Genomic DNA, 25,004 nt, shown 5'->3' with positions numbered 1-25,004 from the left:
TGCGCGACGCCTGTGCCGCCCCAAGACATGCAGCACGGTGACGTGGCGACGATGCCACACCGACTGTGACGGAACTTTTCGCGCAGCGCCCTGTCCTAACTACCCGAGCCAGGCCGGGTGTCCCAAGGAGATCCGGCCCGATGGTCGAGGAACACCACAGCCAGGAGCGGATTCAACTGGACGAGGAACTGGTCAAGCGGGTGCAGGCGGGCGACACCGCAGCGTTCGATCTGCTGGTACGCAAGTACCAGCACCGGATCGCGGCGCTGATCGGTCGCTATGTCTCCGACTGGAGCGAGGTCCAGGACGTCGCGCAGGAAACCTTCATCCGCGCCTATCGCGCGCTGGGGAACTTTCGCGGCGATGCGCAGTTCTATACCTGGCTGCACCGGATCGCGGTCAACACCGCGAAGAACCACCTGGTGGCGCACAACCGCCGGCCGCCGACCGACGACATCGACATCGAGGACGCCGAGCATTTCGACAGCGGCATCCGCCTGCGCGACAGCGATACGCCCGAGCGTGAACTGATGCGCCAGCAGCTGGAACAAACGGTGATGCGCGCGGTCGAAGCACTGCCCGAGGAACTCCGGGTCGCGATCAACCTGCGCGAGGTCGACGGTCTGAGCTACGACGAGATCGCCGAACGCATGGGCTGCCCGATCGGCACCGTCCGCTCCCGGATCTTCCGGGCGCGTGAAGCGATCGATCGCGAACTGCGACCTTTGATGGACAACGAAAGACAAGTGGAGCGCGTGACCCGATGAACACTGCCGACGACATCGATACCCTGCAGATCGGCCCCGATCCTGACAAGCTGGAGCGGTTCCACCGCCAGCAACTGTCGACGATGCTCGATGGCGAGCTGTCGCAGGACCAGGCGCGTTTCCTGCGCCGCCGGCTCGAACACGATGCGGAACTGTCAGGCTGCTTCGAGCGCTGGCAGGTCTGCGGCGACGTGCTGCGCGGCCGCCAGGTCTCGCTGTTGCCGCCCGATTTCGCAGACCGTATCGCGCGTGGCATTGCCGCCGGCGACGTGGTGATCGCGCCGGTCGCGGCGACCCGGCGTCCGCGTCTGCTGCGTTGGGGCGGTGGCGCTGCGCTGGCTGCCTCGGTCGCACTGGTGGCGCTGTTCGTGGGGCGCACCGGCACGTCGTTCGACGACGCGGAGGATGCACTGCCGATGATCGCCGACGCCGCGCCCATCGCGCCCGCCACGCCTGGTGCCCAGGACGCGACTGCCGATGCATCCGCGCTCGTGGCGGCGTCGCCGATCGAAGCGACCGCGGCGGTGGCAGGCGCAGCCGCACTGGCTGTGGCCGAGGTGCCGCGTCGCAACAACGGCGATCGCGCCTCGCGCGGCCAGTCGCAGCGCGCCGCATTGCGCAATACGCAGACGCGCCAGGCACCGGAATCGCGCATGGTCGCGTCCGCCGCGCCGCCGCGGCCTGCGGTGTTGAACGATGGGGCCGCGGCCCCGGTGCGTGCGCTGGCGTCCACATCGGTGATCGCTGCCGGCCTGCCGGAAGCGCCAGCCGTGTCGCGTCCGTGGCCGAAGGCCTCGTCGCTGTCGGCCAACAGCAGCTTTTCGGTGCGCTATGGCGATTCATTCACCGCACCGTCCTGGGATACGCCGCAGGCGTCGGGCAGCAATGTGTTGCCGAGCTTCCCGGTCGATCCCGCCGACGCCGCGCGCCCGCAGCTGCGCGCGGTGCCCTGAGCCGCATCGGCGCCGTCTGAGTCCGTGCGCCGCCGCGCCGCGGCTGCTGCACCGGTTCGTCTCGAACATCTCCTTCAGAGTCCGTCATGTCCTCGATGAAGAAATCCCTGCTTGCCGTGTCGCTGGTGGCCGTGTTGTCGGCCGGCACCACCGCCTTCCTCCTGCCGAGCGCGACCGCGCAGTCCGGCGCGCAGACGCCGGCCGATGCCGCGGCCAGCGTGTCGTCGACGCCCGAAGCACCGCTGGTTTCCGGCCTGCCTGATTTCACCCGCCTGGTCGAGCGCGTGGCGCCAGCGGTGGTCAGCATCGAATCGACGATCGGCGCGCGGCAGACGCGCGGCCAGCAGATGCCCGACGACGCGCAGATCCCGGAGATCTTCCGTCGTTTCTTCGGTCCCGGCTTCGAGATGCCGGGCGGTCCGGGTGGCCCGGGCCGTGGTGGCAACGCGCCGCGTGGGACCTCCATGGGCACCGGTTTCATCATCTCCGCCGACGGCTACCTGCTGACCAACCACCACGTCGTCGACGGGGCGGAAGAGGTCAAGGTGCGGTTGTCGGACCGTCGCGAGTTCACCGCGAAGGTGGTCGGCAGCGATGCCGAATCCGATGTCGCGGTGCTCAAGATCGACGCCACCGGCCTGCCGACGTTGCGCTACGGCAACGGCGCCAGCGTGAAGGCCGGGCAGTGGGCGGTGGCGATCGGCTCGCCGTTCGGTTTCGAGCAGTCGGTGACTGCCGGCATCGTCAGTGCGGTGCAGCGCGCCAACCAGTACGCCGACCAGCGCTACGTGCCCTTCATCCAGACCGATGTGCCGATCAACCAGGGCAACTCCGGCGGTCCGCTGCTGAACGTGGCGGGCGAGGTGATCGGCATCAACTCGCAGATCTTCAGCAACTCCGGCGGCTACATGGGCGTGAGTTTCGCGATTCCGATCGATCTGGCGGCGAACGTGGCCGAGCAGATCAAGAAGACGGGCAGCGTGCAGCGCGGGTCGCTCGGCGTGCAGGTGTCCAATGTGACCTCGGAGGCTGCAGCCGGCTTCAACCTGCCCGATACCAAGGGCGCGCTGGTGCAGGAAGTGCTGCCGGGCAGTCCCGCGCAGCGGGCCGGCATCGAACCGGGCGACGTGATCCGCGCGGTCGACGGCACCGAGATCATCGCCTCGAGCGAACTGCCGCCACTGGTCGGCGGCAAGACGCCGGGCACCCAGGTGCGCATGAGCATCCTGCGCGAAGGCCGCACCCGTGATTTCGACGTCACGCTGACGGCGCTCGATTCGAATACGGCGTCCGCGTCGGCGCGTGGAGAGCCGGCGCCGGCGTCCGCGTCGGCATCAACCGGCAATCCGCTCGGCCTCACCGGCCGCGATCTCGACGCCGCGCAACGCCGCCAGTTCGGCCTCGCCACCGACGAGGGCGTGCTGATCGCCAGTGCCGGCCGCGGCGCGGCGGCGAATTCCGGTATCGCGCAGGGAGATGTGATCCTGCGCGTCGGCCGGACGCCGGTGGGCAGCGTCGCGGCGCTCGACCGCGCGTTGCGCGACGTCAAGCCGGGCGATACGGTCATGCTGCTGGTCCGCGGACGTGGGGGTGCCACCCAGTACCGCGCCGTCTCGGTGCCCGAAACCGCCGATCGCTGATCCCGGCGCCCGGTCTGCGCACATCCGACGGCCCGCGCATTCCGCGGGCCGTTTTTCATGGGTGTGCGGGCGTCCCGCATGAACACTTCGGACGCCGGGCGGCCCCGCCGCGTGCGACAGGGCGCTGTGCGATAATCGCCCGTTATCTTTTCGACGACGGCCCGGCCGCCGCCCAATGACCCACGATCCGATGCGGAACATCCGCAACTTCTCCATCATCGCCCACGTCGACCATGGCAAGTCGACGCTCGCCGATCGCATCATCCAGCTCTGCGGCGGCCTCCAGGCGCGCGAGATGGAGGCGCAGGTCCTCGACTCGAATCCGATCGAGCGCGAGCGCGGCATCACGATCAAGGCGCAGTCGGTGTCGCTGCCGTACAAGGCGCGCGACGGGCAGATCTACCATCTGAACTTCATCGACACCCCCGGTCACGTCGACTTCTCTTACGAGGTCAGCCGCTCGCTGGCCGCGTGCGAAGGCGCGCTGCTGGTCGTCGACGCGGCGCAGGGCGTGGAAGCGCAGTCGGTCGCCAACTGCTACACGGCGATCGAGCAGGGTCTGGAAGTGATTCCGGTGCTCAACAAGATCGATCTGCCGACCGCCGACATCGAAAAGGCCAAGGCCGAGATCGAGGCGGTGATCGGCATCGATGCCGAAGACGCGGTCGCGGTGAGCGCCAAGACCGGCCTCAACGTGGAAGAAGTGCTCGAGGCGATCGTGCATCGCATCCCGCCACCGAAGCCGCGCGATACCGATCGCCTGCAGGCGCTGATCATCGACTCCTGGTTCGATAACTACCTCGGTGTGGTGTCGCTGGTGCGCGTGATGCAGGGCGAGATCACCCCCAGGACCAAGATCCTGGTGATGTCGACCGGACGCACCCACGACGTCGACAAGGTCGGCGTGTTCACGCCCAAGCGCAAGGAACTGCCGGCGCTGCGCGCGGGTGAAGTGGGCTGGATCACCGCCTCGATCAAGGACGTGCACGGTGCGCCGGTCGGCGACACGCTGACCCTCGCCGCCAAGCCCGCCGACAAGCCGCTGGCCGGCTTCCAGGAAATGCAGCCGCGCGTGTTCGCGGGTCTGTTCCCGGTCAACGCCGAGGACTATCCGGATCTGCGCGAAGCGCTGGACAAGCTGCGCCTCAACGATGCCGCGCTGCGTTTCGAGCCCGAAAGCTCCGAGGCGATGGGCTTCGGCTTCCGCTGTGGCTTCCTCGGCATGCTGCACATGGAGATCGTGCAGGAGCGTCTGGAGCGCGAGTACGACCTCGACCTGATCAGCACCGCGCCGACGGTGATCTACGAAGTACTCAAGACCGACGGCGAAGTGGTATCGCTCGACAACCCGGCCAAGCTGCCGCAGTCGAACCTGATCGAGGAAGTCCGCGAGCCGATCATCCGCGCCAACATCCTGACGCCCGAGGCCTATATCGGCGCGATCATCAAGCTGTGCGAGGACAAGCGCGGCATGCAGATCGGCATCCAGTACATGGCCAGCCAGGTGCAGATCAGCTACGAGCTGCCGATGGCCGAAGTGGTGCTGGATTTCTTCGACAAGCTGAAGTCCGTCAGCCGCGGCTACGCGTCGCTCGACTATCACTTCCTGCGCTTCCAGGCCGGTCCGTTCGTGCGCGTGGATACGCTCATCAACGGTGACAAGGTCGACGCGCTGTCGCTGATCGTGCATCGCAGCCATGCCGACCGCCGCGGCCGCGAGCTGACCGAGAAGATGAAGGAACTGATTCCGCGCCAGCAGTTCGACGTGGCCATCCAGGCTGCGATCGGCGCGCAGATCATCGCCCGCACGACGGTCAAGGCGCTGCGCAAGAACGTGCTGGCCAAGTGCTACGGCGGCGACATCTCGCGCAAGAAGAAGCTTCTGGAAAAGCAGAAGGAAGGCAAGAAGCGCATGAAGCAGGTCGGCCGCGTGGAGATCCCGCAGGAAGCCTTCCTGGCGGTGCTGAGCACGTCGCGCGAGTCCTGATTCGTGTTTTCATAGCGGCGGCCCAGCGCGGCCGCCCGATCCCGTGTTTCGAGGATGCTGCATGAAATGGTTTGAGACCGCCCTGGTCGTGCTGACGCTGCTCACCGGCGTCATCTGGCTGCTCGACAAGCTGGTGCTGTCCAAGGCGCGTGCGCGCCGTGCCGGTCTGCTCGAAGAGAAGGAGCCGATCGTCGTCGATTACGCGAAGGCATTCTTCCCGGTGCTGTTCGTGGTGCTGATCCTGCGCAGCTTCATCGCCGAGCCGTTCCGCATTCCGTCCAGTTCGATGATGCCCACCCTGCTGATCGGTGACTTCATCCTGGTCAACAAGTTCAGCTACGGCATCCGGCTGCCGATCACCAACCGGAAGATCATCGACATCGGCGAGCCTGCGCGCGGCGAGGTCGTGGTGTTCCGCCCGCCCCAGCACCCGGACCAGGACTGGATCAAGCGCGTCGTGGGCCTGCCGGGCGATACGGTCGAATTCCGCGACAACCAGGTGTTCGTCAACGGCACGCCGTTCGAGTACCAGCGCACCGGTGCCTACGAGGGCGTGGGCCGTGGCGCGGAGATGACCGGCGCATCGGTCTATACCGAGCAGATGCCGGGCCGCAGCCACGAGATCCTGCACATCGACCAGGCCGCGCCGTTTCATCTGGGCGAGGGCACGTTCGAGGTTCCGCAGGGCCATTATTTCGTCATGGGCGACAACCGCGACCGCAGCGACGACGGCCGCTTCTGGGGTACGCTTCCCGAGACCCAGCTGCGCGGCAAGGCGTTCCTGATCTGGATGAACGTCGATACCGCTGCACCCGGCTGGGTCGACTGGGGAAGAATCGGTCAGGGCATCCGCTGACCATGACATCGGGCTTCGAGGGGACGTCCATGAAACGCACGCAACGCGGCATCACCCTGCTGGGATTCATCATGGTCCTGGGGATCATCGGCTTCTTCGCGTATGTCGGCATGAAGCTGTTCCCCATGTATTCCGAGTACTACAGCGTCAAATCCGCGCTGAAGGGAATGGCCAGCGACCCTGCGGTCGCGAACGCCGATCCGGCCCGCATCCAGGATCTGTTTTTCCGGCGCATGCGCATCGATTACACCCAGAACGTGAAGCCCGAGCACTTCAAGATCCAGCGTGCGGACAACGGCTGGCGCATGGACGTGCAGTACGAAGTGCGTCGTCCGCTGATGTTCAACCTCGACGTGGTCGGCAAGTTCCACGCGACCCAGACGCTGAGCCGTGGTGGCGACGGAATTTGACCGCCAGCAGGGCCGGTTCGCCGGCCACGTGTTCCGCGATCCCGGGCTGCTGGCGCAGGCGCTGACCCACCGCAGTGCGGGGGCACCGCACAACGAACGTCTCGAGTTTCTCGGCGATGCCGTGCTCGGCGCACTGGTCGCCGAGGCCCTGTACGCCCGCTGGCCGAACGCCGACGAAGGCACGCTGACCCGTGCCCGCGCCGAACTGGTGCGCGAGTCGTCGCTGGCTGCGGTCGCGCGCGAACTCGACCTTGGCGCGCGTCTGGTCCTGGGCCCGGGAGAACTGAAGTCCGGCGGCCATCGTCGTGACTCCATCCTGTCCGACGCGCTGGAAGCGGTGATCGCGGCCGTGTATCTCGATGCCGGTCTGGACACCTGCCGCGACGTCGTGCTGCCGCTGTTCGAGAAGACCCTCGTCGCGCTGGCCAGCGGCCGCGTCGCCAAGGACGCGAAGACCCGTCTGCAGGAATGGCTGCAGGGACGGCAGAAAGCGCTGCCGGTCTACGAACTGCTGTCGGAGAGCGGCGAGGAACACGCCAAGACGTTCCTGGTCCGCTGCGCGCTCAACGATGCCGGCGTCACCGCCGAAGGGCAGGGCAGTTCACGCCGTGCGGCCGAGCAGCAGGCCGCCGAAGCGGTGATGGGCATGCTAGAAGGCCCTGGCTGAGTCGCCAGCAACGCCAGCTGGAACGGGCGCCGCGTCGCGCCACCGGCATTTCCGTAGAATGCCGGCATGACCGAACCCCACACCACGCCCCACCATGCCGGCTACGTCGCCGTCATCGGCCGACCCAACGTCGGCAAGTCCACCCTGGTCAACGCCCTCGTCGGCGCCAAGGTGAGCATCGTTTCCAATCGTCCGCAGACCACGCGCCACCGTCTGCTCGGCATTGCGACCTTCCCGGAAGGCCAGTTGCTGCTCGTCGATACCCCCGGCATCCATCACGAGCAGAAGCGCGCGATGAACCGCATCATGAACCGCGCGGCACGCGGCGCGCTGGAAGGTGTCGATGCGGCGCTGCTGGTCGTCGTCGCCGGTCGCTGGGACGACGAGGACAGCCTGGCGTTCGATGCGCTGCACGAAGCCGGCGTGCCGGTGGTGCTGGTCGTCAACCAGGTCGACCGGATCAAGGACAAGTCCCTGCTGCTGCCGTACCTGCAGAAGGTCACCGAAGGCCGCGATTTCGCCGGCGTCGTCCCACTGTCCGCGCTCAAGCGCAAGGGGCTGGAGCAGCTGAAGTCGACGGTACTGCCACTGGTGCCGGCGCAGGACGCGCTGTTCGGCGAAGACGAGATCACCGACAAGAGCCAGCGCTTCCTGGCCGGTGAACTCGTGCGCGAGCAGCTGATGCGCCAGCTCGGCAACGAACTGCCGTATGCGACGACGGTCGAGATCGAGAGCTTCACGCTGGATGGCAGGATGCTGCGCATCGGCGCGGTGATCTGGGTCGAGCGCGAGGGCCAGAAGGCGATCGTGATCGGCAAGGCCGGCACACGCCTCAAGGACATCAGCACCAAGGCGCGGATGGGCATGGAGCGTCTGTTCGATGCCAAGGTGTTTCTGGAGACCTGGGTGCGCGTGCGCGAAGGCTGGTCCGACGACGAAGCCGCGCTCAAGGCGCTCGGCTACGGCGACTGAGGACGCGCACGCATGAGCGAAACCGCCGGCAGCGCCGACCGTCTGCATGGACATTGCCTGTGCGGCGGTGTCGCGCTCAGCGTGGCGGCCGGTGCGCATGACGTGCACGCCTGCCATTGCGGCGCCTGCCGCCGCTGGCACGGCGGCCCGGCGATGGTGCTCCAGGCTGGCGAGGATCTGCGCATCGAAGCCGGCGAGACGCTGGTGCGACGCTTCGCCTCGTCGGAATGGGCCGAGCGCGCATTCTGCAGCGCCTGCGGCAGCAGCCTGTTCTTCTTCAGTACCGGCAATGCCCAGTACTACATCGCCGCCGGTCTGTTCGATGCGATTCCCGGCGCGCACTTCGAGGCCGAGATCTTCATCGACGCCAAGCCGGACTGGTACGCCCTTGACGGGTCGGAGGAACGCCTGACCGGCGAGGCGTTCTTCGCCCGTATCGGCGCCGGCTGACGCCGCCCGCGGGGCAACCGTGCGCATCGAGGATCAGCCCGCATTCGTGCTGCACGCGCGACCGTGGCGCGAGACCAGTCTGCTGGTCGAAGTCCTGACGCTCGAACATGGCCGCCTCGGACTCGTGGCGCGCGGTGTGCAGGGCCCGAAGAAGCATGTGTTGCGCGCGGCGCTGCAGCCGCTGCAGCACGTGCGGTTGACCGCGGTGCTGCGTGGCGAGCTGGCACAACTGCGGGCAGCCGAGGCGCTGGATGCGGCGCCGCGCCTGGTTGGCGACGCCATGCTTGCCGGCTTCTACGTCGCCGAACTGGTGCTGCGGCTGGCGCCGAGACAGGACCCCGCGCCGGCGCTGTATGCCGCGTTCGGCGAGGTCCGGCAGCGCCTGGCGGTGCCGGGACTGGCGTGGACGCTGCGTCGCTTCGAACGTGATCTGCTGGAGGCGATCGGTCTGGGCTTCGAGTACGGGCTCGACGGCGATGGCGAAGACATCGACCCCGCGGCGCGTTACCGGCTCGATCCCGAGCACGGACCCCGCCGGCTGCATCACGATGGCGACGCGGCCGACCGGAGCAACGCCGCCACCGGCCGAGCCCTGCTTTCACTGGCCGCCGATATCGCGCCGGAGTCTGCCGACATGGCCAGCCTGCGACGGGCGCTGCGCGGTGTCCTGTCCCACCACATCGGACCGCGGGGACTCAAGTCCTGGGAGCTGGCCGCGCAACTGGCGCGGCGCTGAAGCCACGGGCACCGTGTGCGTGGAGACCGCGTGGCCGGCTGCGGCTCCGCCGTTTCAAACCGGACGCTCGACGCTGCCGGCGCGGGTCGCGTCCACCGTGTCGAAGAACGTGTGGAGCGCAGGCGCGGACATCGGCTGGGCATGCAGGTGCCGGGCTGCCAGTCCGAGACGATCGGCGCCGACGAAGCCGCATCCGGCACGCAGCCGATGCAGGACATCCCGGATCGCGTCCACGTCGCCTGCGTCTACTGCCGAAGCGATGCGTGTGCGCACCGCATCGAGCTCATCGAGAAACAGGGCCTGGAGTCCGCGCGCGTTCCCGGCATCGCCGGCGACCGCCGCAAGCGCGGCGTCCCGGTTCCACAACAGGGCGAGCCCACCCGCCGGACCTTCCGTGCTGTCCGCCTGTGCCGGCGCAGACGGCAGCGGTTCCGCTGCGCGCTGCCGATCCAGGACCCTGCGGATCGCCCCGCGCCAGATGTCGGCAGTGACCGGCTTGCTCATCGCAAGCACGAATCCGTCGGCGCGCAGGGCATCGAGCGCGCGGCGTTCGCGTGCAGCGGTGTGCGCGATCGCCGGAGTCGCCAGTCCATCGGCCCGCAAGCGGGCGAGGAGGCCACTGCCGCGGCCGTCGGGCAGGTTGGCGTCGATCAGCCAGACGTCATAGCGGTTCACGGAGGCCAGCACATAGGCGTCCTCCGCCGTGCCGGCGACGTCCACATCGGCAGGCAGTGCGGCACTGGCGGCTTGCAGAAAACTGCGGCTTGTGGGGTCGTCCTCGACCAGCAGCAATCGATTCATCGCGTCCTCGATGTCACGGGTATCCTGCGGCGATGCCGCGCCCCGTCCTGTCGATCCTACCCCTGTTTCTCGCCTGTGTACCGATTGCGGTGCAGGCGCAATCGATCCAGGCCCGGATTTCGAAGGTGGAAGCGGCCGGTGCGATCCTGCATGACGCGCGCCTGACGCTGGACTGGCCGGCCGAGGCGCCGGATGGCCAGCTGCGTCTCCGCGCTGGCGACATCGACGCCGGCGCGCTGGGCTGGCGCTTCGAGAATGTCGACTGGCGCTGTCCGCTGCGCCGCGAGACCTTGGGCGACGACACCCGCTGGCGCTGTGATGGCCCGCTGCGCAGCGGCCAGGGCGCGCCGTTGCAGCTGTCGCTGGTGCTGGATGCGGCCACCACGACGGCCACGCTGTCTGGCGGTGGCGCGCGTGTCGGCCTGTCGCGCAACGCGGCGGCGCCCGATGCCACCCGGATCGACCTGCGACGCGTGCCAGCGGCCTGGGTCGAAGCGCTGGTCCGCGCCGGCTGGAGCTCCGCGCGGTTGACTGGCGGCACGCTGGATGGTGACGTCCGGATCGCGACGCCGGCTGGCCGGCCGATGCGTGTGGACGCGGACCTCGCGATCGCGGGACTGGCCCTCGAAACCGAAGACGGAAGCGTCGCCGCCGGCGACGTCGGTGGCGATCTCGAAGTGCGTCTGACGTTTCCTGATGACGCATTGCAGGCGCGCGTCGATGGCAGCCTGCGCGGCGGCGAGCTGCTGTTCGGCAATGCCTATGTGTCGCTGCCGGAGACGCCGGTCGGTATCGGCGTGGACATGAGCCGTGTCGGCGACGGCGACTGGACGCTGCCTCGGCTGCAGTGGCGCGACGGCGACACCCTGCACGTCGACGGCCACGCGCGCCTGACCCCGGACTTCGGCATCGGTGCGCTCGCACTCACCCTGGCCAGCGACGACGCCACGGCGTTGCCGGCGCGCTATCTGTCCGGTTGGCTGGGCCTGGCCGGTGTGCCGGGCCTGTCGCTGTCGGGCGGTTTCCGGGCGGGCCTTGAACTCGAAGGCGCGACGCTGCGCAGCGCCGACATCGCGCTGCGCCGTCTCGACATCGGCGATGCAGGCGGCCGCTTCCGGCTCGATCGTCTCGACGGCGCGGTGCGCTACTCCGCGTCGGCCCCTGTGCGCAGCGCCTTCGCCTGGCGTGGGGGTGCGCTGTACGGCATGCCCTTCGATGCGGCGGCGTGGAGCCTGGAAAGCGGCGCCGGCATGTTGCACTTGCGCGAGCCGGTCGCGTTCTCGTTCCTCGGGGGCGAGATCGGCTTCGAATCGCTGCAGCTGCAGCCGCCCGCCGGCGACACCGGCCTGCGCATGCAGACCGAGCTGCGGCTCGATGCGCTGGATATCGGCGTGCTGGCGAAATCGCTCGACTGGCCCGCGTTCGAAGGCACGCTCGCCGGTCGCATTCCGACGGTGCGCTATGCCGACAACCGCATCGATTTCGATGGCGGCCTGTCGATGGAGCTGTTCGACGGTCGTATCGATGTGTCGTCGCTGGCGATCGAGCGGCCGTTCGGTGTGCTGCCGACGGTGACCGGCGATCTCGCGTTGTCGGCGCTCGATCTGCATGCGCTGACCGGTGTGTTCGGCTTCGGCAGTATCGAGGGCAAGCTGCACGGGCGCATCGACGGACTGCGACTGGTCGACTGGAATGCGACCGCCTTCGATGCCGAACTGCACACCGAGGCCGCGCGCGGCGTGCGCCAGCGCATCAGCCAGCGCGCGGTGCAGGACATCTCCAGCGTCGGCGACGCCTCGTTCGTGACGACCTTGCAGGGCAGGGCGATCGCGCTGTTCGACGACTTCGGCTATCGCGGCATCGGCATCTCGTGCCGCCTGCGCAACGCCGTCTGCCGGATGGGCGGCCTGCGTTCAGAGGGCAACGCCTTTACTATCGTCGAAGGTGCCGGCCTGCCGCGGCTCGATGTCGTGGGATTCAATCGCGACGTTGACTGGCCCACATTGGTCGAGCGTCTGGCGGCCGCCGCAGGTGGTGATGTCGCGCCGGTGATCGAATGACCGGCGCCCCGAATTTCTGACAGGAGAGTGTCGATGGCGCGTTGGATGGGTTTGCCGGCCGTGGCCGCACTGGCGTTGACCGCCTGCGTGACGATCAATGTGTATTTTCCCGCCGCCGAAGCGAAAGAAGCGGCGCGCGAGTTCGTCGAGAACGTGATTGGCGACCAGGCGCCGGCGACCGACACGCCGCCCGCGACCGTGCCCGGCGGCGGCATGGCGCAGACGTCGACGCGCTTCGACCCGTGGATGCTGATCGGCATCGGCAGCGCGCAGGCGCAGACGCCCGACATCAGCATCCGCACACCGGCGATCCAGGCCATCCAGACGCGCATGGAGCAGCGCTTCAACGGCACGCTGCGTGCGCATTTCGATTCCGGCGCGCTGGGCTTCGGCGGCAATGGCTCGATCGTCGTGCGCGATGCCTCACAGCTGCCGATCAAGGACCGCGTCGCGGTGAACTCGGCCGTCGCCGACGACAATCGCGACCGCCAGGCGGTGTATCGCGAGATCGCGGTCGCGAACGGACACCCCGAGTGGGAATCGCAGATTCGCGACGTGTTCGCGCGCCAGTGGATTTCGAGCGCACGCGCCGGCTGGTGGTACCAGCAGGGCGGCAGCTGGACGCAGAAGTAACGCGCATCGTGGATGCAAGCGGAGGCCGCCTGCGGGCGGCCTTTTGCGTTCCGGGCCGGGCGGCCTGCGCGCCGCTTCTGCGACAATACGCGGCCCTTCTGCCCGCAGCCTTCGCCACGTGGCCCGTAAACGTCTCGATCAGACCCCTTTCGAGGTCGATGTCCTCAACCTCACCCATGACGGCCGTGGCGTCGCGCGACTGCCGGATGGCAAGGCGCTGTTCGTCACTGGCGCGCTGCCGGGTGAGCAGGTTGTCGCCCAGCGCTTCGCGCGTTCGCGCAGTTTCGACGAGGCGGTGACGCTTCAGGTATTGCGGGCTTCCGAGCACCGCATTACGCCGCGCTGCCCGCACTTCGGCACCTGCGGCGGATGCGTGCTGCAACATCTCGATGCCGAGCAGCAGATCATCGCCAAGGACCGCGTGCTGCGGGAGAACTTCGAGCGCATCGGTCATGTCACGCCGAAGCGTTGGATGGCGCCGCTGGTCGATCACGCCTGGGGCTACCGCCGCAAGGGCCGGTTCTCGGTGAAGCGCGTGGAGAAGAAGGAGAAGACGCTGGTGGGCTTCCGCGAGCGCGATCCGCGCTTCGTCGCCGAGTTGCAGGAATGCCACACGGTGATCGCGCCGATCGCCGCGATCATCCCTGCGCTGGCGCAGCTCATCGACGGCATGGAAGCGCGCAGCACGATCCCACAGATCGAGTTCATCGCTGGCGATCCGCGCCCCGAGTTCGATGGCATCGCGCTGGTGTTCCGCCATTTGCAGCCGCTGATCGAATCCGATGTGGCCGCGCTGCTCGCGTTCGGGCAGCAGCACCGCATGGCGATCTTCCTGCAGCCTGGCGGCAATGACAGCGTGCATGCGCTGTGGCCCGAAGCGCCGGCGCTGTCGTTCCGGCTCGAGGACTGGGACATCGAACTGAAGTTCCGGCCGCTGGATTTCATCCAGGTCAACGCCGGACTCAACCGCACGATGATCGCGCGCACGCTCGAGCTGCTCGACGTGCAGCCCGACGACCGCGTGCTCGATCTGTTCTGCGGACTCGGCAATTTCACGCTGCCGCTGGCGCGCCGCGTGCGCGAGGTGGTCGGCGTGGAAGGCGAGGCCGGACTGGTGGCGCGGGCGAAAGAGAACGCGGCGTACAACGGACTGGCGAACGCCCAGTTCCACGCGGCCGATCTGACCCAGGACCAGCGCAGCGCGTCGTGGATGCGTCAGGGCTTCGACAAATTGCTGCTCGATCCGCCGCGTTCCGGCGCGATCGACGTGCTGCGCCAGCTGCCGTTAGAGCGCTTCAAGCGCATCGTCTACGTGAGCTGCCATCCGGCGTCGCTGGCGCGCGATGCAGGCTATCTGGTCAACGAGCGCGGCTGGACGCTGGCCGACGCCGGGGTCATGGACATGTTTCCGCAAACCGCGCACGTCGAATCCATTGCCCTGTTCGAGAAGCGCTGAGGACCCCATGGGCATCGAGATCGAGCGCAAGTTCCTCGTCGCAAGCGACGCCTGGCGCGCCGCTGCGCATGCGGTGGTGCCGATGGCGCAGGGGTATCTCAACGATGCCGCGTCGATCGCCAGCGGCGCGCAGAACGCGTCGGTGCGCGTGCGAATCGAGGGCGATGTCGCCTTCCTCAACATCAAGTCGCGCGAAGCAGGCACCACGCGGCAGGAGTTCGAACTGCCGCTGCCGGTCGACGACGCGCAGGCGCTGCTGAAATTGTGTGTCGGCGGCCTGGTCGAGAAGCGCCGACACCTCGTGCGTCATGGCGCGCATCTGTGGGAAGTCGACGAATTCCTCGGCGACAACGCCGGGCTCGTGGTGGCCGAGATTGAACTCGACGCTGCCGACGAAGTCTTCGCACACCCTGACTGGCTCGGCGCCGAGGTCACTGCGCATCGGCGCTATTTCAACCTCGCGCTCGCGGCGCGGCCGTTCTCGCGCTGGGACGCTGCGGAACGCGGCTGAGGTCTCCGCGCGCACGCATCGGGTGCATGATCCGCGCATGAGAATCGACATCTGGTCCGACGTGGTCTGCCCCTGGTGCTGGATCGGCAAGCGCCGTCTGCAGGCCGGTATCGAACTGCTTGGCGACGACGCGCCGGCGTTCGAGATCCACTGGCATCCCTATCAGCTCGACCCCGATGCCGACGCCACACCGGTGCCGTTGCGCGAGGCGTATGCGAAGAAGTTCGGCGGCGCCGAGCGCACCGCGCAGATGCTGGCGCAGACGCAGGCCACCGCACGCGCCGAAGGTCTGCCCTTCGATTTCGATCGCGACCAGGTCCGGGTCACGACGCTGCCGGCGCATCGCCTGCTGATGCTGGCCGCACGCGAGGGCGATGCCGATGCGGTGGGCGAGGCGCTGTTTCACGCGCATTTTGCCGAAGGCCGCAATCTCGCCGATGCCGAGGTGCTCGTCGCTGCGGGCGTAGCCGGCGGTCTGGATGCGGAGCGCATCCGCGCGATGCTCGACACCAACGAATTCGATGCCGAAGTCCGTGCGGAGATCGCGCAGGCACAGGCGATGGGCATCCGCGCGGTGCCGACCTTCGTGATCGACGGGCGATTGGCGGTGCAGGGCGCGCAACCGCCGGACGCGATGGCCGATGCATTGCGCCAGGCGTTGGGCAGCGCTGCGCCGAGCGCTGCGTCCGCGCCTGCCTGCGGTCCGTCCGGCTGCGACTGAACACGCCGCGCCGCCTGACGGCACGCGCATCCGCATCTGCGACAATGCCCGTCCGCGCCATGGGGCGTGTTCGATGGAGAGGTCCGCAATGCTCGTGATCGGCGTCGCCGGCACCGAACTCACCGCGCAGGAGCGCGACTGGCTGCAGCACGATGCCTGCGCCGGCGTGATCCTGTTCAAGCGCAACTTCGCCTCGCGCGCGCAGATCGCCGAACTGTCGGCCGCGATCCGCGATGCCGCGCCGCGTCCGCAGCTGGTCTGCGTGGACCAGGAAGGCGGTCGCGTGCAGCGCTTCCAGGATGGCTATTCCGAGCTGCCGTCGCTGGCAGGCTTCGGTGCGCAGTATCTCGCCGATCCCGACGCCGCGATCGCAGCGTCACGCGCACATGCACGGTTGATGGCGCAGGAAGTGCGCGCCAGCGGCGTCGACCTGAGCTTCGCACCAGTGGTCGATGTCGGTCACGGCAATCTCGCGATCGGCGATCGCGCGTTTTCCGAAGATCCCCGGATCGTCGCCGCACTCACGCGCGCCTATGTCGATGGCATGCACGAGGCCGCCATGGCCGCGACGCTCAAACATTTCCCGGGCCACGGCTCGGTGCGCGAGGACACGCATTTCGACGACGCCGTCGACAACCGCAGTCTCGAGGCCATCCGTGCGCACGATCTGGTGCCGTTCGTGGCCGGCATCGATGCCGGTGCCGACGCGGTGATGCTCGCGCATGTCGTCTATCCGCAGGTCGCGCCGGAGCCGGCCGGCTATTCGCCGCTGTGGATCAACACGATCCTGCGTGAGCAGATGGGCTTCCGCGGCGTGGTGTTCTCCGACGACATCGGCATGGCCGCGGCGTTTTCTGCAGGCGGCATCAAGTCGCGCGTCGACGCGCACCTCGACGCCGGTTGCGATGTCGTCCTCGTCTGCCATCCCGAACTGGTGGCCGAATCGTTGGCCGCCGTTGAAGGGCGCACACTCAACACCATGGCGTTGACCGGCCTGATCGGACGCGGTCCGCTCGGCTGGGACGGCGCGCTCGCCGGTGACGCCACCGCCCCCCGCACCGGAGACATCGCATGAACGTCCCACGCCTCGATGACGTGATCGACACCGCCGACCTGCTGTTCGACCGCGACGCGCTCGAAGACGCCATCGAATCGATGGCCGAAGAGATCGCCGACGAATACGGCGACGACGACGTGCCGCCGGTGTACATCACGATCATGCACGGCGGCATGCCGTTCGCCGCGCAGCTTGCGTTCGCGATCGGCGAGAACGAAGTCGACCTCGAGTTCGACTATCTGCACGCCACCCGTTACCGCGGCAACACCACCGGCTCCGGCCTCGCCTGGCTGCATCGTCCCGCGACGCCGCTGCAGGGTCGCCGTGTGCTGCTGGTCGACGACATCCTCGACGAAGGCCACACCCTCAAGGCCGTGCGCCAGTGGGTCGAGGACCAGGGCGCGGCCGACGTCCGCGTGGCTGTGCTCGCGGTGAAGGACCACGACCGTCTGGTCGAGGGTATCGAGGCCGACTATGTCGGTGTCGAAGTGCCGGACCGTTACGTGTTCGGCTACGGCATGGATTTCCACGAGCAGGGCCGCAATCTGCCGGGCATCTACGCGATTGCGGATTGACGGGGCGTCCGGCGGTTTGGGCAACCCGCTGCGCGTCGTGGCGAAAACTACCGGTTAAGACCTGACCCATCGACCGTCGGGTCTCACCGGGCCACGATGGCCTGGTGTTCCCGGGCCGGAAAGACGGGGCTGCCCTCCAGGAGCAGCCCCTTTCCATGTCCAGATGACTCAATAGACGTAAGCGCGTCCGTTCTGCACACGTACGTAGGCGCCCTCGCGGAGGCCATTCACGTCCGACTGCGACAGGACCGCGGTGCGGCCGTCGTCCATACGGACATGCACGTTGTAACCGCCGGCGCCCTGGCTGCGGTTCTGGATCGCATTGCCGGCCACGGCGCCACCCACCGCGCCCGCGCCGATCGCCACGTTGCGGCGACCCTCACTGTCGGTGTTGCGACGCGCGAGTTCCTTCGCCGCGACCGCGCCGACGATGCCGCCGATCAGCGGGCCCGCGACATTGGGGCTGCCGTCACCCCGGACGGTCTCGATCCGCGTAACGGTGCCGCAGTCGCGACAGTTGGACGGGCGGCCGTAGCCGCTGTTGCCGTATCCGCTGTTGCCATAACCCGACGAGTATCCGGGCGAAGTCGCACAGCCGGCGAGGGCGACGGATGCGGCCAGGACCGCGGTGCCGATCAGACCAGTCTTCATGGGGTCAACCTCCGGTGCGTTTGCAGCATTTCAGGGAGCGCGGGCATCAGTGCCCGACATGCCAACGCTAGGCATCTCCGCGTGAATGGCGCAGCAATCCGGCTGGCTGGGACTGACACATGCAGCACCCGTTCAGTCCGATCGTGTCGGCTCTCTCAGCCCCGCATGTCCTGGTGACAGGCGCTGCAGGTCCCGCTGACCGCGTCGATCGTGGTGCGCAGCTGTGCGCAGTCCATGGGCGGTGACGACAGTGCCGCGTCGAGCGTGCGGCGACTCTCCGCCGCGTGTGCAGAGAAGCGGCGATGGTCGCGCAGGTCCGGGAACGCGGGTTCCAGGTCGTTCGACAGCGCCCGCAGCATCTGCAGGTGTGGGAGCGCGTCGGCGGATGCGCAGCGGTTCGCTTCCAGAGCGCCCGAAAGCTGGGCCATCTGCGCCTGGGACAGCTGCATCAGCGCCGCGGGGTACCGGTCCTGCCAGGTCTTGCGGCTTTCGAACGCGCGCAACAGCACGACGATCAGCATGATGCCGACGAGCAACCCGATCGCGAACACCACCAGATAGCCCGCCGCAGCGGACGGATTGCGGGGTGGCGCGGCAGAGGGCGGTGTGTCGGACATCATGGATTCCTGACGGGTCGCTGGGGCGGCGGGACCTTAGCACGCGGCCGGCCGGAAGCTGGCGCCGTTAAACTGTGCGGATGGACGAGAACGCACGCGCACGCTTTTCCGGCATCGAACGCCTGTACGGGCAGGGGAGCGTCACGCGCCTGCTGCAGCGGCACGTCGCGGTCGTGGGCCTGGGCGGTGTCGGCTCCTGGGTCGCCGAGGCATTGGCGCGCACCGGCGTGGGCGCGCTGACACTGATCGATGCGGACGATATCTGCGTGTCCAACACCAACCGGCAGTTGCCCGCGTTGGCCGGACAGTACGGGCGCAACAAGGCAGAGGCGATGGCCGAGCGCTGCCGCGCGATCAATCCCTCGATGGAACTGCATGCCGTGCAGGCCTTCGTGACGCCGACCAATCTGGAAGAGATGCTGGGCGGCGGTTTCGATCTCGTCATCGATGCCTGCGACAGTTTCCGCAGCAAGGTCGAGCTGATCGCCTGGTGCCGTCGCCGCAAGCTGCCGGTGATCACCGTCGGCGCCGCGGGCGGGCGCATCGATCCGACCCTGGTGCGCGTCCGCGACCTGTCGCGCACGGAACACGACGCGATGCTCGCGCTGATCCGCAAGAAGCTGCGCGCGGAGTTCAACTTTCCGAAGACGCCCAAGCGTTATTTCGGCGTCTCGGCGATCTATTCGCTGGAGAACGTGCGTTATCCGCAGGCGGATGGCACGGTCTGCGGCCTCCGCCCCCAGCTGGGTCCGGACGCGGCACTGAATCTGGATTGCGGCAGCGGTCTGGGCGCGGCGACGCACATCACCGGCGCCTTCGCGTTCGCGGCCGTGGGGCGCGCGATCGAACTGCTGCTCAAGCCGCCGGCCGAAGTTGCGGCCTGAGCGGACGCTTCAGTCCGCTGCGATCCGGAACAGCGCCAGCGCATTGCGCGAGGTCTGCGCAGCAACTTCTTCTGGCGTGATGCCGCGCAGCTGCGCCACCACGTCGCGGATGCGGACCAGTCGCGACGGTTCGTTGCGCTCGCCACGGTGGTCGGCGTCGGGCTGGTCGGGCGCGTCGGTTTCGAGCAGCAGTTGCTCGAGCGGAATGTCCGCTGCCACGCGGTGCAGGCGCTTCGCGCGATCGTAGGTCAGCGGTCCGCCGAGTCCGATCAGAAATCCGAGCTTCCACAGTTGCGCCGCCTGCTCCAGGCTGCCGCTGAAGCTGTGGACCACGCCGCGCAGGCCGTCGAAACGACGCAGCAGGCCGATGGTCTCTTCGACCGCGCGCCGTGCATGCACGATCACCGGCAGGTCGTGCGCGTGCGCGAGGCGCAGCTGACCTTCGAAGTAATGCAGTTGTGCGTGGGGATCGAGACCCTCGACGAAATGGTCGAGCCCGCATTCGCCGATCGCGACCGGCCGCTCGCGCTGGACCCATTCGGCGAGCGCATCGAGATGCGCAGGCGCGTGGTGGGCCAGAAAGGTCGGATGCAGGCCATACGTCGCGTGCAGTCCGGGCCCGGCGGCGCAGACCTCACGCAGTTTCGGCCAGGCCGCCGCGTGGGTCGCCGGGATCACCTGATGCGCGACGCCGGCCTGACGCGCCCGCGTAACGACGGCGTCGCGATCGGGATCGAACCCGGGCGCATCGAGATGACAGTGGCTGTCGACCAGCATGGCGGGACTCAGGAGCGGCGCGCCTCACCGTCGAGCGGCGGCCGCGGCGCCTCGTCGCCAGGCTTGGGCGTGCGCTTGCGTTTGGCCAGCACGACGGTCGCTACGCCGAGCAGCACTTCGTCGACCAGCAGGATCGGATCCGGAATCAACAGATTGATGCCGAACAGGACCGCGGACACCATGAAAAGGCGGGGATAGCTCAGCCGCGACAGCCAGGCGATGAGCGGGACGGACAGTGGATTGGGCACGTTCGGCTCCTGCGACTGGATATCGGTATGCAGATGGACGCTAGCACGCCGTTCTGCAACCCCGGTTTAGTGCCGCGTCAGCCTGGAGGCCTGGATTCGGGTGGCTGTTCAGGGACAGGATGCTGCAATCGGGTCACGCAAGAATGACTGGCCGCCACGGCCCGAAGGAGAGCCCCATGAAGAGCAACACGATCGCAATCGCATTGGCGTCCCTGTTGGTGGGCGGCGTGGCCGTCGGTGCCTATCACAACAATCGCGATTCGGCGGGTCCCGTACCGGGCGCCGGTATCGCGCCGGGCTCCGAGGCGCCCGGGTCCGTCGAGCAGGCCCGGGATGCGGTCGATTACGCCGATGTCCTGGATGTCCGTCCGGTGACCGAAACCGGGCAGCTCTACGCCACGGTGCTTGGCAGCGAACCGATCCGCGAGACCATGACCAGCAGCTCGCCGCGCGAAGTCTGCGAAGACGTCGTGGTGCAGGAGCGTCTGCCCGAGCGCGACGGCAATGTCGGCGGCACCGTCGTCGGTGCGCTGGTGGGTGGCCTGGTCGGCAACCAGATCGGCAGCGGCAACGGCCGCAAGCTGGCGACCGCGGCCGGCGCGACCGCCGGCGGCTTCGTCGGTAACCGCGTCGACCGCAACCACGTCGGCGGCCGTGTCACGGAGCGCATCGACCGCCAGTGCCGCACTGTCCAGGATTCGTCGCAGTCCTCGCGCGTGGTCGCCTACAACGTCAGCTACCGCAATCCGGATGGCACCACCGGTTCGATGCGCACCGACGCCAAGCCGGGCAACCGCATCCTGCTGGGCGACGAAGAGCGCACGGTCGGCTACGACGTGACCTATGTGTACGAGGGCACCGAGCGCACGATCCGCATGGACGAGCGTCCGGAAGAGCGTCTGCCGGTGATCAACGGGCGGGTCATGACCGCTGCGCTCGATACAACGCAGGATCGTGATCTGGGCACTGCGGTATCGCGTCAGAACTGAGCCGCCCTCGGGCTGGCGAGTGTTTCATTGATGATCCCGGAGACGCCGCAGCTGCAAGGCTGCGGCGTCTTCGTTTGCGCCCGAGGCGTCTGTCTTACCTGGCGCCGCGCTGCTCCAGTCGCTGCATGTCGACTTCCGCGGCGATGTAACCGAAGGCCGGCCAGCCTGCGCCGTCCAGGATCTTCGCGAGGACGGCCTTCGCCTTTTCGGTTTCGCCCGTCACCAGGTAGTAGTTCGCGACGCCGTAACCCTGCGTGGCGATGGTCGTCGTATCCGCAGTGTCGGTGTCGAGCAGTGCGTCCGGCGTCTCGATGCCCTTGTACATGAGCAGGCGGCGGTGATATCCGTCGTTCTCGAGAATCTCCATCGTCGGCGTGATTCCGTCGAGCAGCGCGGCGGCCTCGGCCTTGTGCCCCAGACGCATCTGCGACATCCACATCCAGTCCGTGACGGCGACGATGGAGTCGTCATTGTTGGCGGCGGACGTCTTCAGCAGCTCCTCGTAGGCGGCGAGCGCACCTGTGTAGTCGCCCTGCAGGTAACGGGCGAGACCGAGGTGGTACCAGATGTTGTAGGCCAGGGTGGTGCGCGCGATGCCGGACGGATTGGGCGCGCCATCAGGCTCGATCTCATCCGGCTTGCCCGCGATCAGTTGGGCTGCTCGCTCGAAATCGGCCTGGGCCTGCGGAAACTGGCGCAGGGTGATGTGGCGGTGGCCGCGATGCCTGTAGAGCTTCGGATTGTCCGGCCACCGGGCAATGCCCTGATCGAGCACGGTGACCGCCTCCTGGAAACGCCAGAGGTAGCCGAGGCGACGTGCGACCCAGATGACGGCTTCCGGATCGTTCGGGCGGGCGGCCAGATCTGCGCGCGCCTGGGCGAGATCGGCTTCGAGCTTGGCCTGTTGCGGCAATGGGTCCGGCGGCAACAAAGGCTTTCCTGACAGCGACGTCACCGGCGCAATCGCGGCGGCAGTCGTTGTGGTCGTCGAGGACTGCGAAGCCGGCGTCATCCCGCTGCGATCGACGGGCGAGGGAGCGCTGGCACATGCGCTGAAGACAGCAACGAGCGGAATGAAAAGAAGCTTGCGGACCATCAGGTTCTCCAACTGGTATGAGCGGTGGCGTTCTGCATTACAGAACGGATTGCGGTGTTCGTGCGCAGTGGATCCGGGCGTCGAGAGGACAGCCGGATCAATCGCGTGATGCTCTGAGTGAAACGAGTTCGGTTTCGGCAGGCCAGAACCCTTGCGGGCTCTCGACGATGATCTTCTCGAGGAGGGCTTCGGAGCCGGCGGTGTCGCCTTCGAACAGATGCCGCATCGCGACGGCAAATCCGCTGACCGGATCGTGCTTCGAGAGGACTTCAGCTTCCGGCAGCGTGCCCTGCAGGTAGCGGACACCGTCGTAGTAGCTGTCGTTCTCGAGCAGTTCCAGACCTGCTGGCGTGTCGCTTACGGCCAATGCGGCTTCTTCATGCCGGCCGAGCTTGCGCAGGGCGAGATACCGCCAGTAGCGGATCGCGATCTGATGATCTTCGTTCTGTACCAGCGGCTCCCGCGCCGAGCGTTCCATCCCCGCCAGCGTGGTGGCGTAGTCGCCGACGGCCCAGCTCGTCTGCGCGTGGTAGTAGTGCAGGTTGCTGCGGTAGGAGCCGAGGAACTGGTTGCGGGCATTGGCGATGCCGTCAGGCTCGTAGCTGTCCTGGACCCTCTCGACCAGCGCGATGCCGCGTGTGTAGTCGGCCAGGGCAGCATCGAACTGCCGGCTGCGGGCCAGCTTGCGCCCGCGGAAGCGCAACAGCTTGTAGCTGTCCGGAAACTTCTCCAGGCCTCGGGTGAACACTTCAATCGCTTCGTCGAAACGATTGAGATAGGCCAGTCTGCGACCGAGCCAGATGTAGGACGCTTCCCGGTCGGGTGCGATGTCCATTGCAGCCTGCGCGATCGCGACATCCTGTTCGAGATTCGCCAGCGAGTCTGCGGACCACGCTGGATTGCGCAGCGGCGTGCCGATCAGCGACTGCGGTGTAACGAGGACAGTGGCAGGCCCCTGCGCTGCAGCGTCCCGACACGTGGGGAGCAGCAGCGCGACAGTCATCGTCAGATGCAAGACGCCGAGCCGGATTGCGGTCATGTCGAGAGCCTGCTCTTGCGGATGCCGTAGAGGAAATAAACGACCAGACCGGCTGCCATCCAGACGAGGAATCGTGTCCATGTCGTGCCGGGCAACTGCGCCAGCAGCCAGATCGAGAAGGCAATGCCGAGCAACGGGACGAACGGCATCCATGGCGTGCGGAACTTGCGCTCGATCTCGGGACGCCGGTAACGCAGGATCATCACGGAGGCGCAGATCACGACGAAAGCCGAAAGTGCGCCGATGTTGACCAGCATCGCAAGATCGCCGATCGGCAGCATGCCCGCCGCAATTGCAGTCAACGCGCCGATGATCAGCGTCGGCCGGTAGGGCGTGCCGTGCACCGGATGCACCTTCGCGAACCAGGCTGGCAGCAGTCCGTCGCGCGCGAGCGAGAACCAGATGCGCGCCGCACCGAGCATGAAGGCGAACACCACGCTGATGATGCCTGTCACTGCCGTGATCGACACTGCGACCGCCACCCATCCCAGTCCGATCGACTTGAAGGCGTTGGCGACAGGCGCGTCGTTGTCGAGCGTGGAGTAATGGGCGATGCCGGTCAGCACCATCGAGATGGCGATGTACATCGCCATCGAGATGCCGAGTGACAGCAGGATCGCCCGCGGCAGATCCCGTTGCGGATTCTTCGACTCCTCGGCCGCGGTCGTCAGCGTGTCGTAGCCGAACACGGCAAAGAACACGACCGCCGCGGCGGAGACGACACCGGAGACGCCGTACTGGGCGATACCCGCAGCATCGATGGTCTGCTCGGGAATAAAGGGCCGCCAGTTGGCGGGATCGATGTGGAAGATTCCGACGCCGATGATGAGCAGCACGCCGATGACCTTGACGATGACGATCGCGGTATTGAAGCGCGCGCCCCATTCCGTACGCAGGCTCAGCAGCACCGCGACGCCCATCGCGACCAGCGCGGCCACCACGTTGAAAACGCGGCCGTCACCACTGCCGGGCGCTCCGCGCGCCCATATGGGCAACGACATGCCTGCGGCATCGAGCAGGTTGTGCAGATAGCCCGCCCACCCGCTGGAGACCGCGGCCACGATCAACGCGTACTCGAGCAGCAGATCCCATGCGATCAGCCAGGCAGCGAGCTCACCGAGCACCGCGTAGGTATAGGTATAGGAGCTGCCGGTCACCGGGATCATGCCCGCGAACTCGGCGTAGCACAGTGCGGCTGCCGCGCTGGCAATGCCCGCAATGATGAAGGCCAGGGCGACGGCGGGTCCTGCATTGACTGCGGCCTGCTGTCCGGCCAGGACAAAGATGCCGACACCGATGATGCTGCCCAGTCCGATGCTCGTCAGCTGCCAGAGACCGAGCGTGCGTGGAAAGTCCCGCCGCGCGCCCAGCTGCTCATGCAGGGATTCGATGCTTTTGCGTCGGGTGATCGCCGTCAGTAAGCCCATGGGCCATGTCCTCGATTCATACGG

At 67.5% G+C, this 25,004-nt stretch carries 27 protein-coding genes; 19 read left to right on the top strand and 8 right to left on the bottom strand.

Going from position 1 to position 25,004, the window contains the following annotated elements:
- Window positions 1-140: 140 nt before the first annotated feature.
- The 10 genes from rpoE to recO all read left to right on the top strand — a co-directional run bounded on the left by rpoE (window position 141) and on the right by recO (window position 9,438).
- A complete protein-coding gene (gene rpoE / locus AC3A4E_RS11420; protein ID WP_487631582.1) occupies window positions 141-767 on the top strand; it encodes an RNA polymerase sigma factor RpoE in 627 nt (208 codons plus the stop codon).
- A complete protein-coding gene (locus AC3A4E_RS11415) occupies window positions 764-1,720 on the top strand; it encodes a sigma-E factor negative regulatory protein (RefSeq protein ID WP_487631581.1) in 957 nt (318 codons plus the stop codon). The genes rpoE and AC3A4E_RS11415 overlap by 4 nt, the downstream gene beginning before the upstream one ends.
- A 95-nt stretch (window positions 1,721-1,815) precedes the next feature.
- Complete coding sequence (locus AC3A4E_RS11410) at window positions 1,816-3,360, top strand: Do family serine endopeptidase (protein ID WP_487632064.1); 1,545 nt, start codon at window positions 1,816-1,818, stop codon at window positions 3,358-3,360.
- A gap of 190 nt (window positions 3,361-3,550) precedes the next feature.
- On the top strand, window positions 3,551-5,347 hold the full coding sequence (gene lepA, locus AC3A4E_RS11405) for a translation elongation factor 4 (protein ID WP_487632063.1): 1,797 nt from the start codon (window positions 3,551-3,553) through the stop codon (window positions 5,345-5,347).
- Between the two features lie 61 nt (window positions 5,348-5,408).
- Complete coding sequence (gene lepB, locus AC3A4E_RS11400; protein ID WP_487631580.1) at window positions 5,409-6,203, top strand: signal peptidase I; 795 nt, start codon at window positions 5,409-5,411, stop codon at window positions 6,201-6,203.
- Between the two features lie 29 nt (window positions 6,204-6,232).
- The gene (locus tag AC3A4E_RS11395) at window positions 6,233-6,613 is read left to right on the top strand and encodes a DUF4845 domain-containing protein (RefSeq protein WP_487631579.1); all 381 of its coding nucleotides are present in this window, start codon (window positions 6,233-6,235) and stop codon (window positions 6,611-6,613) included.
- A complete protein-coding gene (gene rnc, locus AC3A4E_RS11390; protein WP_487631578.1) occupies window positions 6,597-7,280 on the top strand; it encodes a ribonuclease III in 684 nt (227 codons plus the stop codon). Before AC3A4E_RS11395 ends, rnc begins: the two co-directional genes overlap by 17 nt.
- Window positions 7,281-7,346: 66 nt before the next feature.
- Window positions 7,347-8,252: a GTPase Era gene (era, locus tag AC3A4E_RS11385; RefSeq protein WP_487631577.1), complete on the top strand. Its 906-nt coding sequence runs from the start codon at window positions 7,347-7,349 to the stop codon at window positions 8,250-8,252.
- Window positions 8,253-8,264: 12 nt separating this feature from the next.
- Window positions 8,265-8,702, top strand: coding sequence for a GFA family protein (locus AC3A4E_RS11380; RefSeq protein ID WP_487631576.1), 438 nt, complete (start codon window positions 8,265-8,267; stop codon window positions 8,700-8,702).
- 19 nt (window positions 8,703-8,721) lie between these two features.
- Window positions 8,722-9,438 (top strand): DNA repair protein RecO, encoded by a 717-nt coding sequence (gene recO, locus AC3A4E_RS11375; protein ID WP_487631575.1) that lies wholly within the window; start codon window positions 8,722-8,724, stop codon window positions 9,436-9,438.
- 54 nt (window positions 9,439-9,492) lie between these two features.
- Here recO and AC3A4E_RS11370 read toward each other — a convergent pair whose 3' ends face one another.
- Window positions 9,493-10,239: a response regulator gene (locus AC3A4E_RS11370; RefSeq protein WP_487631574.1), complete on the bottom strand. Its 747-nt coding sequence runs from the start codon at window positions 10,237-10,239 to the stop codon at window positions 9,493-9,495.
- Window positions 10,240-10,271: 32 nt separating this feature from the next.
- On the opposite strand from AC3A4E_RS11370, the gene AC3A4E_RS11365 reads away from it, so the two are divergent.
- The 7 genes from AC3A4E_RS11365 (at window position 10,272) to AC3A4E_RS11335 (ending at window position 17,252) form a co-directional block, all read left to right on the top strand.
- Window positions 10,272-12,299, top strand: coding sequence for a hypothetical protein (locus AC3A4E_RS11365; protein WP_487631573.1), 2,028 nt, complete (start codon window positions 10,272-10,274; stop codon window positions 12,297-12,299).
- Window positions 12,300-12,332: 33 nt separating this feature from the next.
- Complete coding sequence (locus AC3A4E_RS11360; RefSeq protein ID WP_487631572.1) at window positions 12,333-12,932, top strand: YdbL family probable chaperone protein; 600 nt, start codon at window positions 12,333-12,335, stop codon at window positions 12,930-12,932.
- A gap of 118 nt (window positions 12,933-13,050) precedes the next feature.
- A complete protein-coding gene (rlmD, locus tag AC3A4E_RS11355) occupies window positions 13,051-14,388 on the top strand; it encodes a 23S rRNA (uracil(1939)-C(5))-methyltransferase RlmD (protein ID WP_487631571.1) in 1,338 nt (445 codons plus the stop codon).
- A gap of 7 nt (window positions 14,389-14,395) precedes the next feature.
- Window positions 14,396-14,899, top strand: a complete 504-nt coding sequence (locus AC3A4E_RS11350; RefSeq protein WP_487631570.1) for a CYTH domain-containing protein — start codon at window positions 14,396-14,398, stop codon at window positions 14,897-14,899.
- Between the two features lie 37 nt (window positions 14,900-14,936).
- Window positions 14,937-15,620: a DsbA family oxidoreductase gene (locus tag AC3A4E_RS11345; RefSeq protein WP_487631569.1), complete on the top strand. Its 684-nt coding sequence runs from the start codon at window positions 14,937-14,939 to the stop codon at window positions 15,618-15,620.
- 88 nt (window positions 15,621-15,708) lie between these two features.
- Window positions 15,709-16,695, top strand: coding sequence for a beta-N-acetylhexosaminidase (gene nagZ, locus AC3A4E_RS11340; protein WP_487631568.1), 987 nt, complete (start codon window positions 15,709-15,711; stop codon window positions 16,693-16,695).
- Window positions 16,692-17,252 carry a hypoxanthine-guanine phosphoribosyltransferase gene (locus AC3A4E_RS11335; protein ID WP_487631567.1) on the top strand — a complete coding sequence of 187 codons (561 nt, stop codon included), beginning with the start codon at window positions 16,692-16,694 and terminating at the stop codon, window positions 17,250-17,252. Before nagZ ends, AC3A4E_RS11335 begins: the two co-directional genes overlap by 4 nt.
- A 168-nt stretch (window positions 17,253-17,420) precedes the next feature.
- Here the strand turns inward: AC3A4E_RS11335 and AC3A4E_RS11330 are convergent, their stop codons facing one another.
- Both AC3A4E_RS11330 and AC3A4E_RS11325 read right to left on the bottom strand, forming a co-directional pair.
- Window positions 17,421-17,903: a glycine zipper 2TM domain-containing protein gene (locus AC3A4E_RS11330; RefSeq protein ID WP_487631566.1), complete on the bottom strand. Its 483-nt coding sequence runs from the start codon at window positions 17,901-17,903 to the stop codon at window positions 17,421-17,423.
- 155 nt (window positions 17,904-18,058) lie between these two features.
- Window positions 18,059-18,520: a hypothetical protein gene (locus AC3A4E_RS11325; protein ID WP_487631565.1), complete on the bottom strand. Its 462-nt coding sequence runs from the start codon at window positions 18,518-18,520 to the stop codon at window positions 18,059-18,061.
- An 80-nt stretch (window positions 18,521-18,600) separates the two neighbouring features.
- Here AC3A4E_RS11325 and AC3A4E_RS11320 point away from each other — a divergent pair, with 80 nt between their 5' ends.
- Complete coding sequence (locus tag AC3A4E_RS11320; protein ID WP_487631564.1) at window positions 18,601-19,404, top strand: tRNA threonylcarbamoyladenosine dehydratase; 804 nt, start codon at window positions 18,601-18,603, stop codon at window positions 19,402-19,404.
- A gap of 9 nt (window positions 19,405-19,413) precedes the next feature.
- Here AC3A4E_RS11320 and AC3A4E_RS11315 read toward each other — a convergent pair whose 3' ends face one another.
- Together AC3A4E_RS11315 and AC3A4E_RS11310 are read right to left on the bottom strand one after the other, a co-directional pair.
- Entirely contained in the window at window positions 19,414-20,181 is a 768-nt protein-coding gene (locus AC3A4E_RS11315; RefSeq protein ID WP_487631563.1) for a TatD family hydrolase, read from the bottom strand.
- An 8-nt stretch (window positions 20,182-20,189) separates the two neighbouring features.
- Entirely contained in the window at window positions 20,190-20,429 is a 240-nt protein-coding gene (locus AC3A4E_RS11310; RefSeq protein ID WP_487631562.1) for a DUF6116 family protein, read from the bottom strand.
- 176 nt (window positions 20,430-20,605) lie between these two features.
- On the opposite strand from AC3A4E_RS11310, the gene AC3A4E_RS11305 reads away from it, so the two are divergent.
- Window positions 20,606-21,418, top strand: a complete 813-nt coding sequence (locus tag AC3A4E_RS11305; RefSeq protein WP_487631561.1) for a glycine zipper 2TM domain-containing protein — start codon at window positions 20,606-20,608, stop codon at window positions 21,416-21,418.
- Between the two features lie 94 nt (window positions 21,419-21,512).
- On the opposite strand, the gene AC3A4E_RS11300 is transcribed toward AC3A4E_RS11305, so the two are convergent.
- From AC3A4E_RS11300 to AC3A4E_RS11290, 3 genes are all read right to left on the bottom strand, one after another.
- Window positions 21,513-22,514, bottom strand: coding sequence for a tetratricopeptide repeat protein (locus AC3A4E_RS11300; protein WP_487631560.1), 1,002 nt, complete (start codon window positions 22,512-22,514; stop codon window positions 21,513-21,515).
- A gap of 97 nt (window positions 22,515-22,611) precedes the next feature.
- Window positions 22,612-23,553 (bottom strand): tetratricopeptide repeat protein, encoded by a 942-nt coding sequence (locus AC3A4E_RS11295; RefSeq protein ID WP_487631559.1) that lies wholly within the window; start codon window positions 23,551-23,553, stop codon window positions 22,612-22,614.
- Window positions 23,550-24,980: an amino acid permease gene (locus AC3A4E_RS11290; protein ID WP_487631558.1), complete on the bottom strand. Its 1,431-nt coding sequence runs from the start codon at window positions 24,978-24,980 to the stop codon at window positions 23,550-23,552. The genes AC3A4E_RS11295 and AC3A4E_RS11290 overlap by 4 nt, the downstream gene beginning before the upstream one ends.
- Between the last annotated feature and the right edge of the window lie 24 nt (window positions 24,981-25,004).

It is taken from the genome of Luteimonas sp. Soil_N_1, from assembly GCF_057656255.1.
The sequence above is the reverse complement of the archived record's forward strand: the minus strand, read 5'-3'. Positions and strand labels throughout refer to the sequence as shown.

Excerpts from the sequence above, each read along its gene's own strand:
- lepB (WP_487631580.1), top strand. The coding sequence starts at position 5,409 with ATGAAATGGTTTGAGACCGCCCTGGTCGTGCTGACGCTGCTCACCGGC.
- AC3A4E_RS11305 (WP_487631561.1), top strand. The coding sequence starts at position 20,606 with ATGAAGAGCAACACGATCGCAATCGCATTGGCGTCCCTGTTGGTGGGC.
- AC3A4E_RS11325 (WP_487631565.1), bottom strand. The coding sequence starts at position 18,520 with ATGTCCGACACACCGCCCTCTGCCGCGCCACCCCGCAATCCGTCCGCT.
- AC3A4E_RS11395 (WP_487631579.1), top strand. The coding sequence starts at position 6,233 with ATGAAACGCACGCAACGCGGCATCACCCTGCTGGGATTCATCATGGTC.
- rpoE (WP_487631582.1), top strand. The coding sequence starts at position 141 with ATGGTCGAGGAACACCACAGCCAGGAGCGGATTCAACTGGACGAGGAA.
- AC3A4E_RS11315 (WP_487631563.1), bottom strand. The coding sequence starts at position 20,181 with ATGCTGGTCGACAGCCACTGTCATCTCGATGCGCCCGGGTTCGATCCC.
- AC3A4E_RS11360 (WP_487631572.1), top strand. The coding sequence starts at position 12,333 with ATGGCGCGTTGGATGGGTTTGCCGGCCGTGGCCGCACTGGCGTTGACC.
- AC3A4E_RS11300 (WP_487631560.1), bottom strand. The coding sequence starts at position 22,514 with ATGGTCCGCAAGCTTCTTTTCATTCCGCTCGTTGCTGTCTTCAGCGCA.
- AC3A4E_RS11290 (WP_487631558.1), bottom strand. The coding sequence starts at position 24,980 with ATGGGCTTACTGACGGCGATCACCCGACGCAAAAGCATCGAATCCCTG.
- AC3A4E_RS11330 (WP_487631566.1), bottom strand. The coding sequence starts at position 17,903 with ATGAAGACTGGTCTGATCGGCACCGCGGTCCTGGCCGCATCCGTCGCC.
- AC3A4E_RS11350 (WP_487631570.1), top strand. The coding sequence starts at position 14,396 with ATGGGCATCGAGATCGAGCGCAAGTTCCTCGTCGCAAGCGACGCCTGG.
- AC3A4E_RS11370 (WP_487631574.1), bottom strand. The coding sequence starts at position 10,239 with ATGAATCGATTGCTGCTGGTCGAGGACGACCCCACAAGCCGCAGTTTT.
- era (WP_487631577.1), top strand. The coding sequence starts at position 7,347 with ATGACCGAACCCCACACCACGCCCCACCATGCCGGCTACGTCGCCGTC.
- AC3A4E_RS11335 (WP_487631567.1), top strand. The coding sequence starts at position 16,692 with ATGAACGTCCCACGCCTCGATGACGTGATCGACACCGCCGACCTGCTG.
- nagZ (WP_487631568.1), top strand. The coding sequence starts at position 15,709 with ATGCTCGTGATCGGCGTCGCCGGCACCGAACTCACCGCGCAGGAGCGC.
- AC3A4E_RS11380 (WP_487631576.1), top strand. The coding sequence starts at position 8,265 with ATGAGCGAAACCGCCGGCAGCGCCGACCGTCTGCATGGACATTGCCTG.
- AC3A4E_RS11410 (WP_487632064.1), top strand. The coding sequence starts at position 1,816 with ATGAAGAAATCCCTGCTTGCCGTGTCGCTGGTGGCCGTGTTGTCGGCC.
- AC3A4E_RS11295 (WP_487631559.1), bottom strand. The coding sequence starts at position 23,553 with ATGACCGCAATCCGGCTCGGCGTCTTGCATCTGACGATGACTGTCGCG.
- AC3A4E_RS11415 (WP_487631581.1), top strand. The coding sequence starts at position 764 with ATGAACACTGCCGACGACATCGATACCCTGCAGATCGGCCCCGATCCT.
- lepA (WP_487632063.1), top strand. The coding sequence starts at position 3,551 with ATGCGGAACATCCGCAACTTCTCCATCATCGCCCACGTCGACCATGGC.
- AC3A4E_RS11365 (WP_487631573.1), top strand. The coding sequence starts at position 10,272 with ATGCCGCGCCCCGTCCTGTCGATCCTACCCCTGTTTCTCGCCTGTGTA.
- AC3A4E_RS11345 (WP_487631569.1), top strand. The coding sequence starts at position 14,937 with ATGAGAATCGACATCTGGTCCGACGTGGTCTGCCCCTGGTGCTGGATC.
- AC3A4E_RS11320 (WP_487631564.1), top strand. The coding sequence starts at position 18,601 with ATGGACGAGAACGCACGCGCACGCTTTTCCGGCATCGAACGCCTGTAC.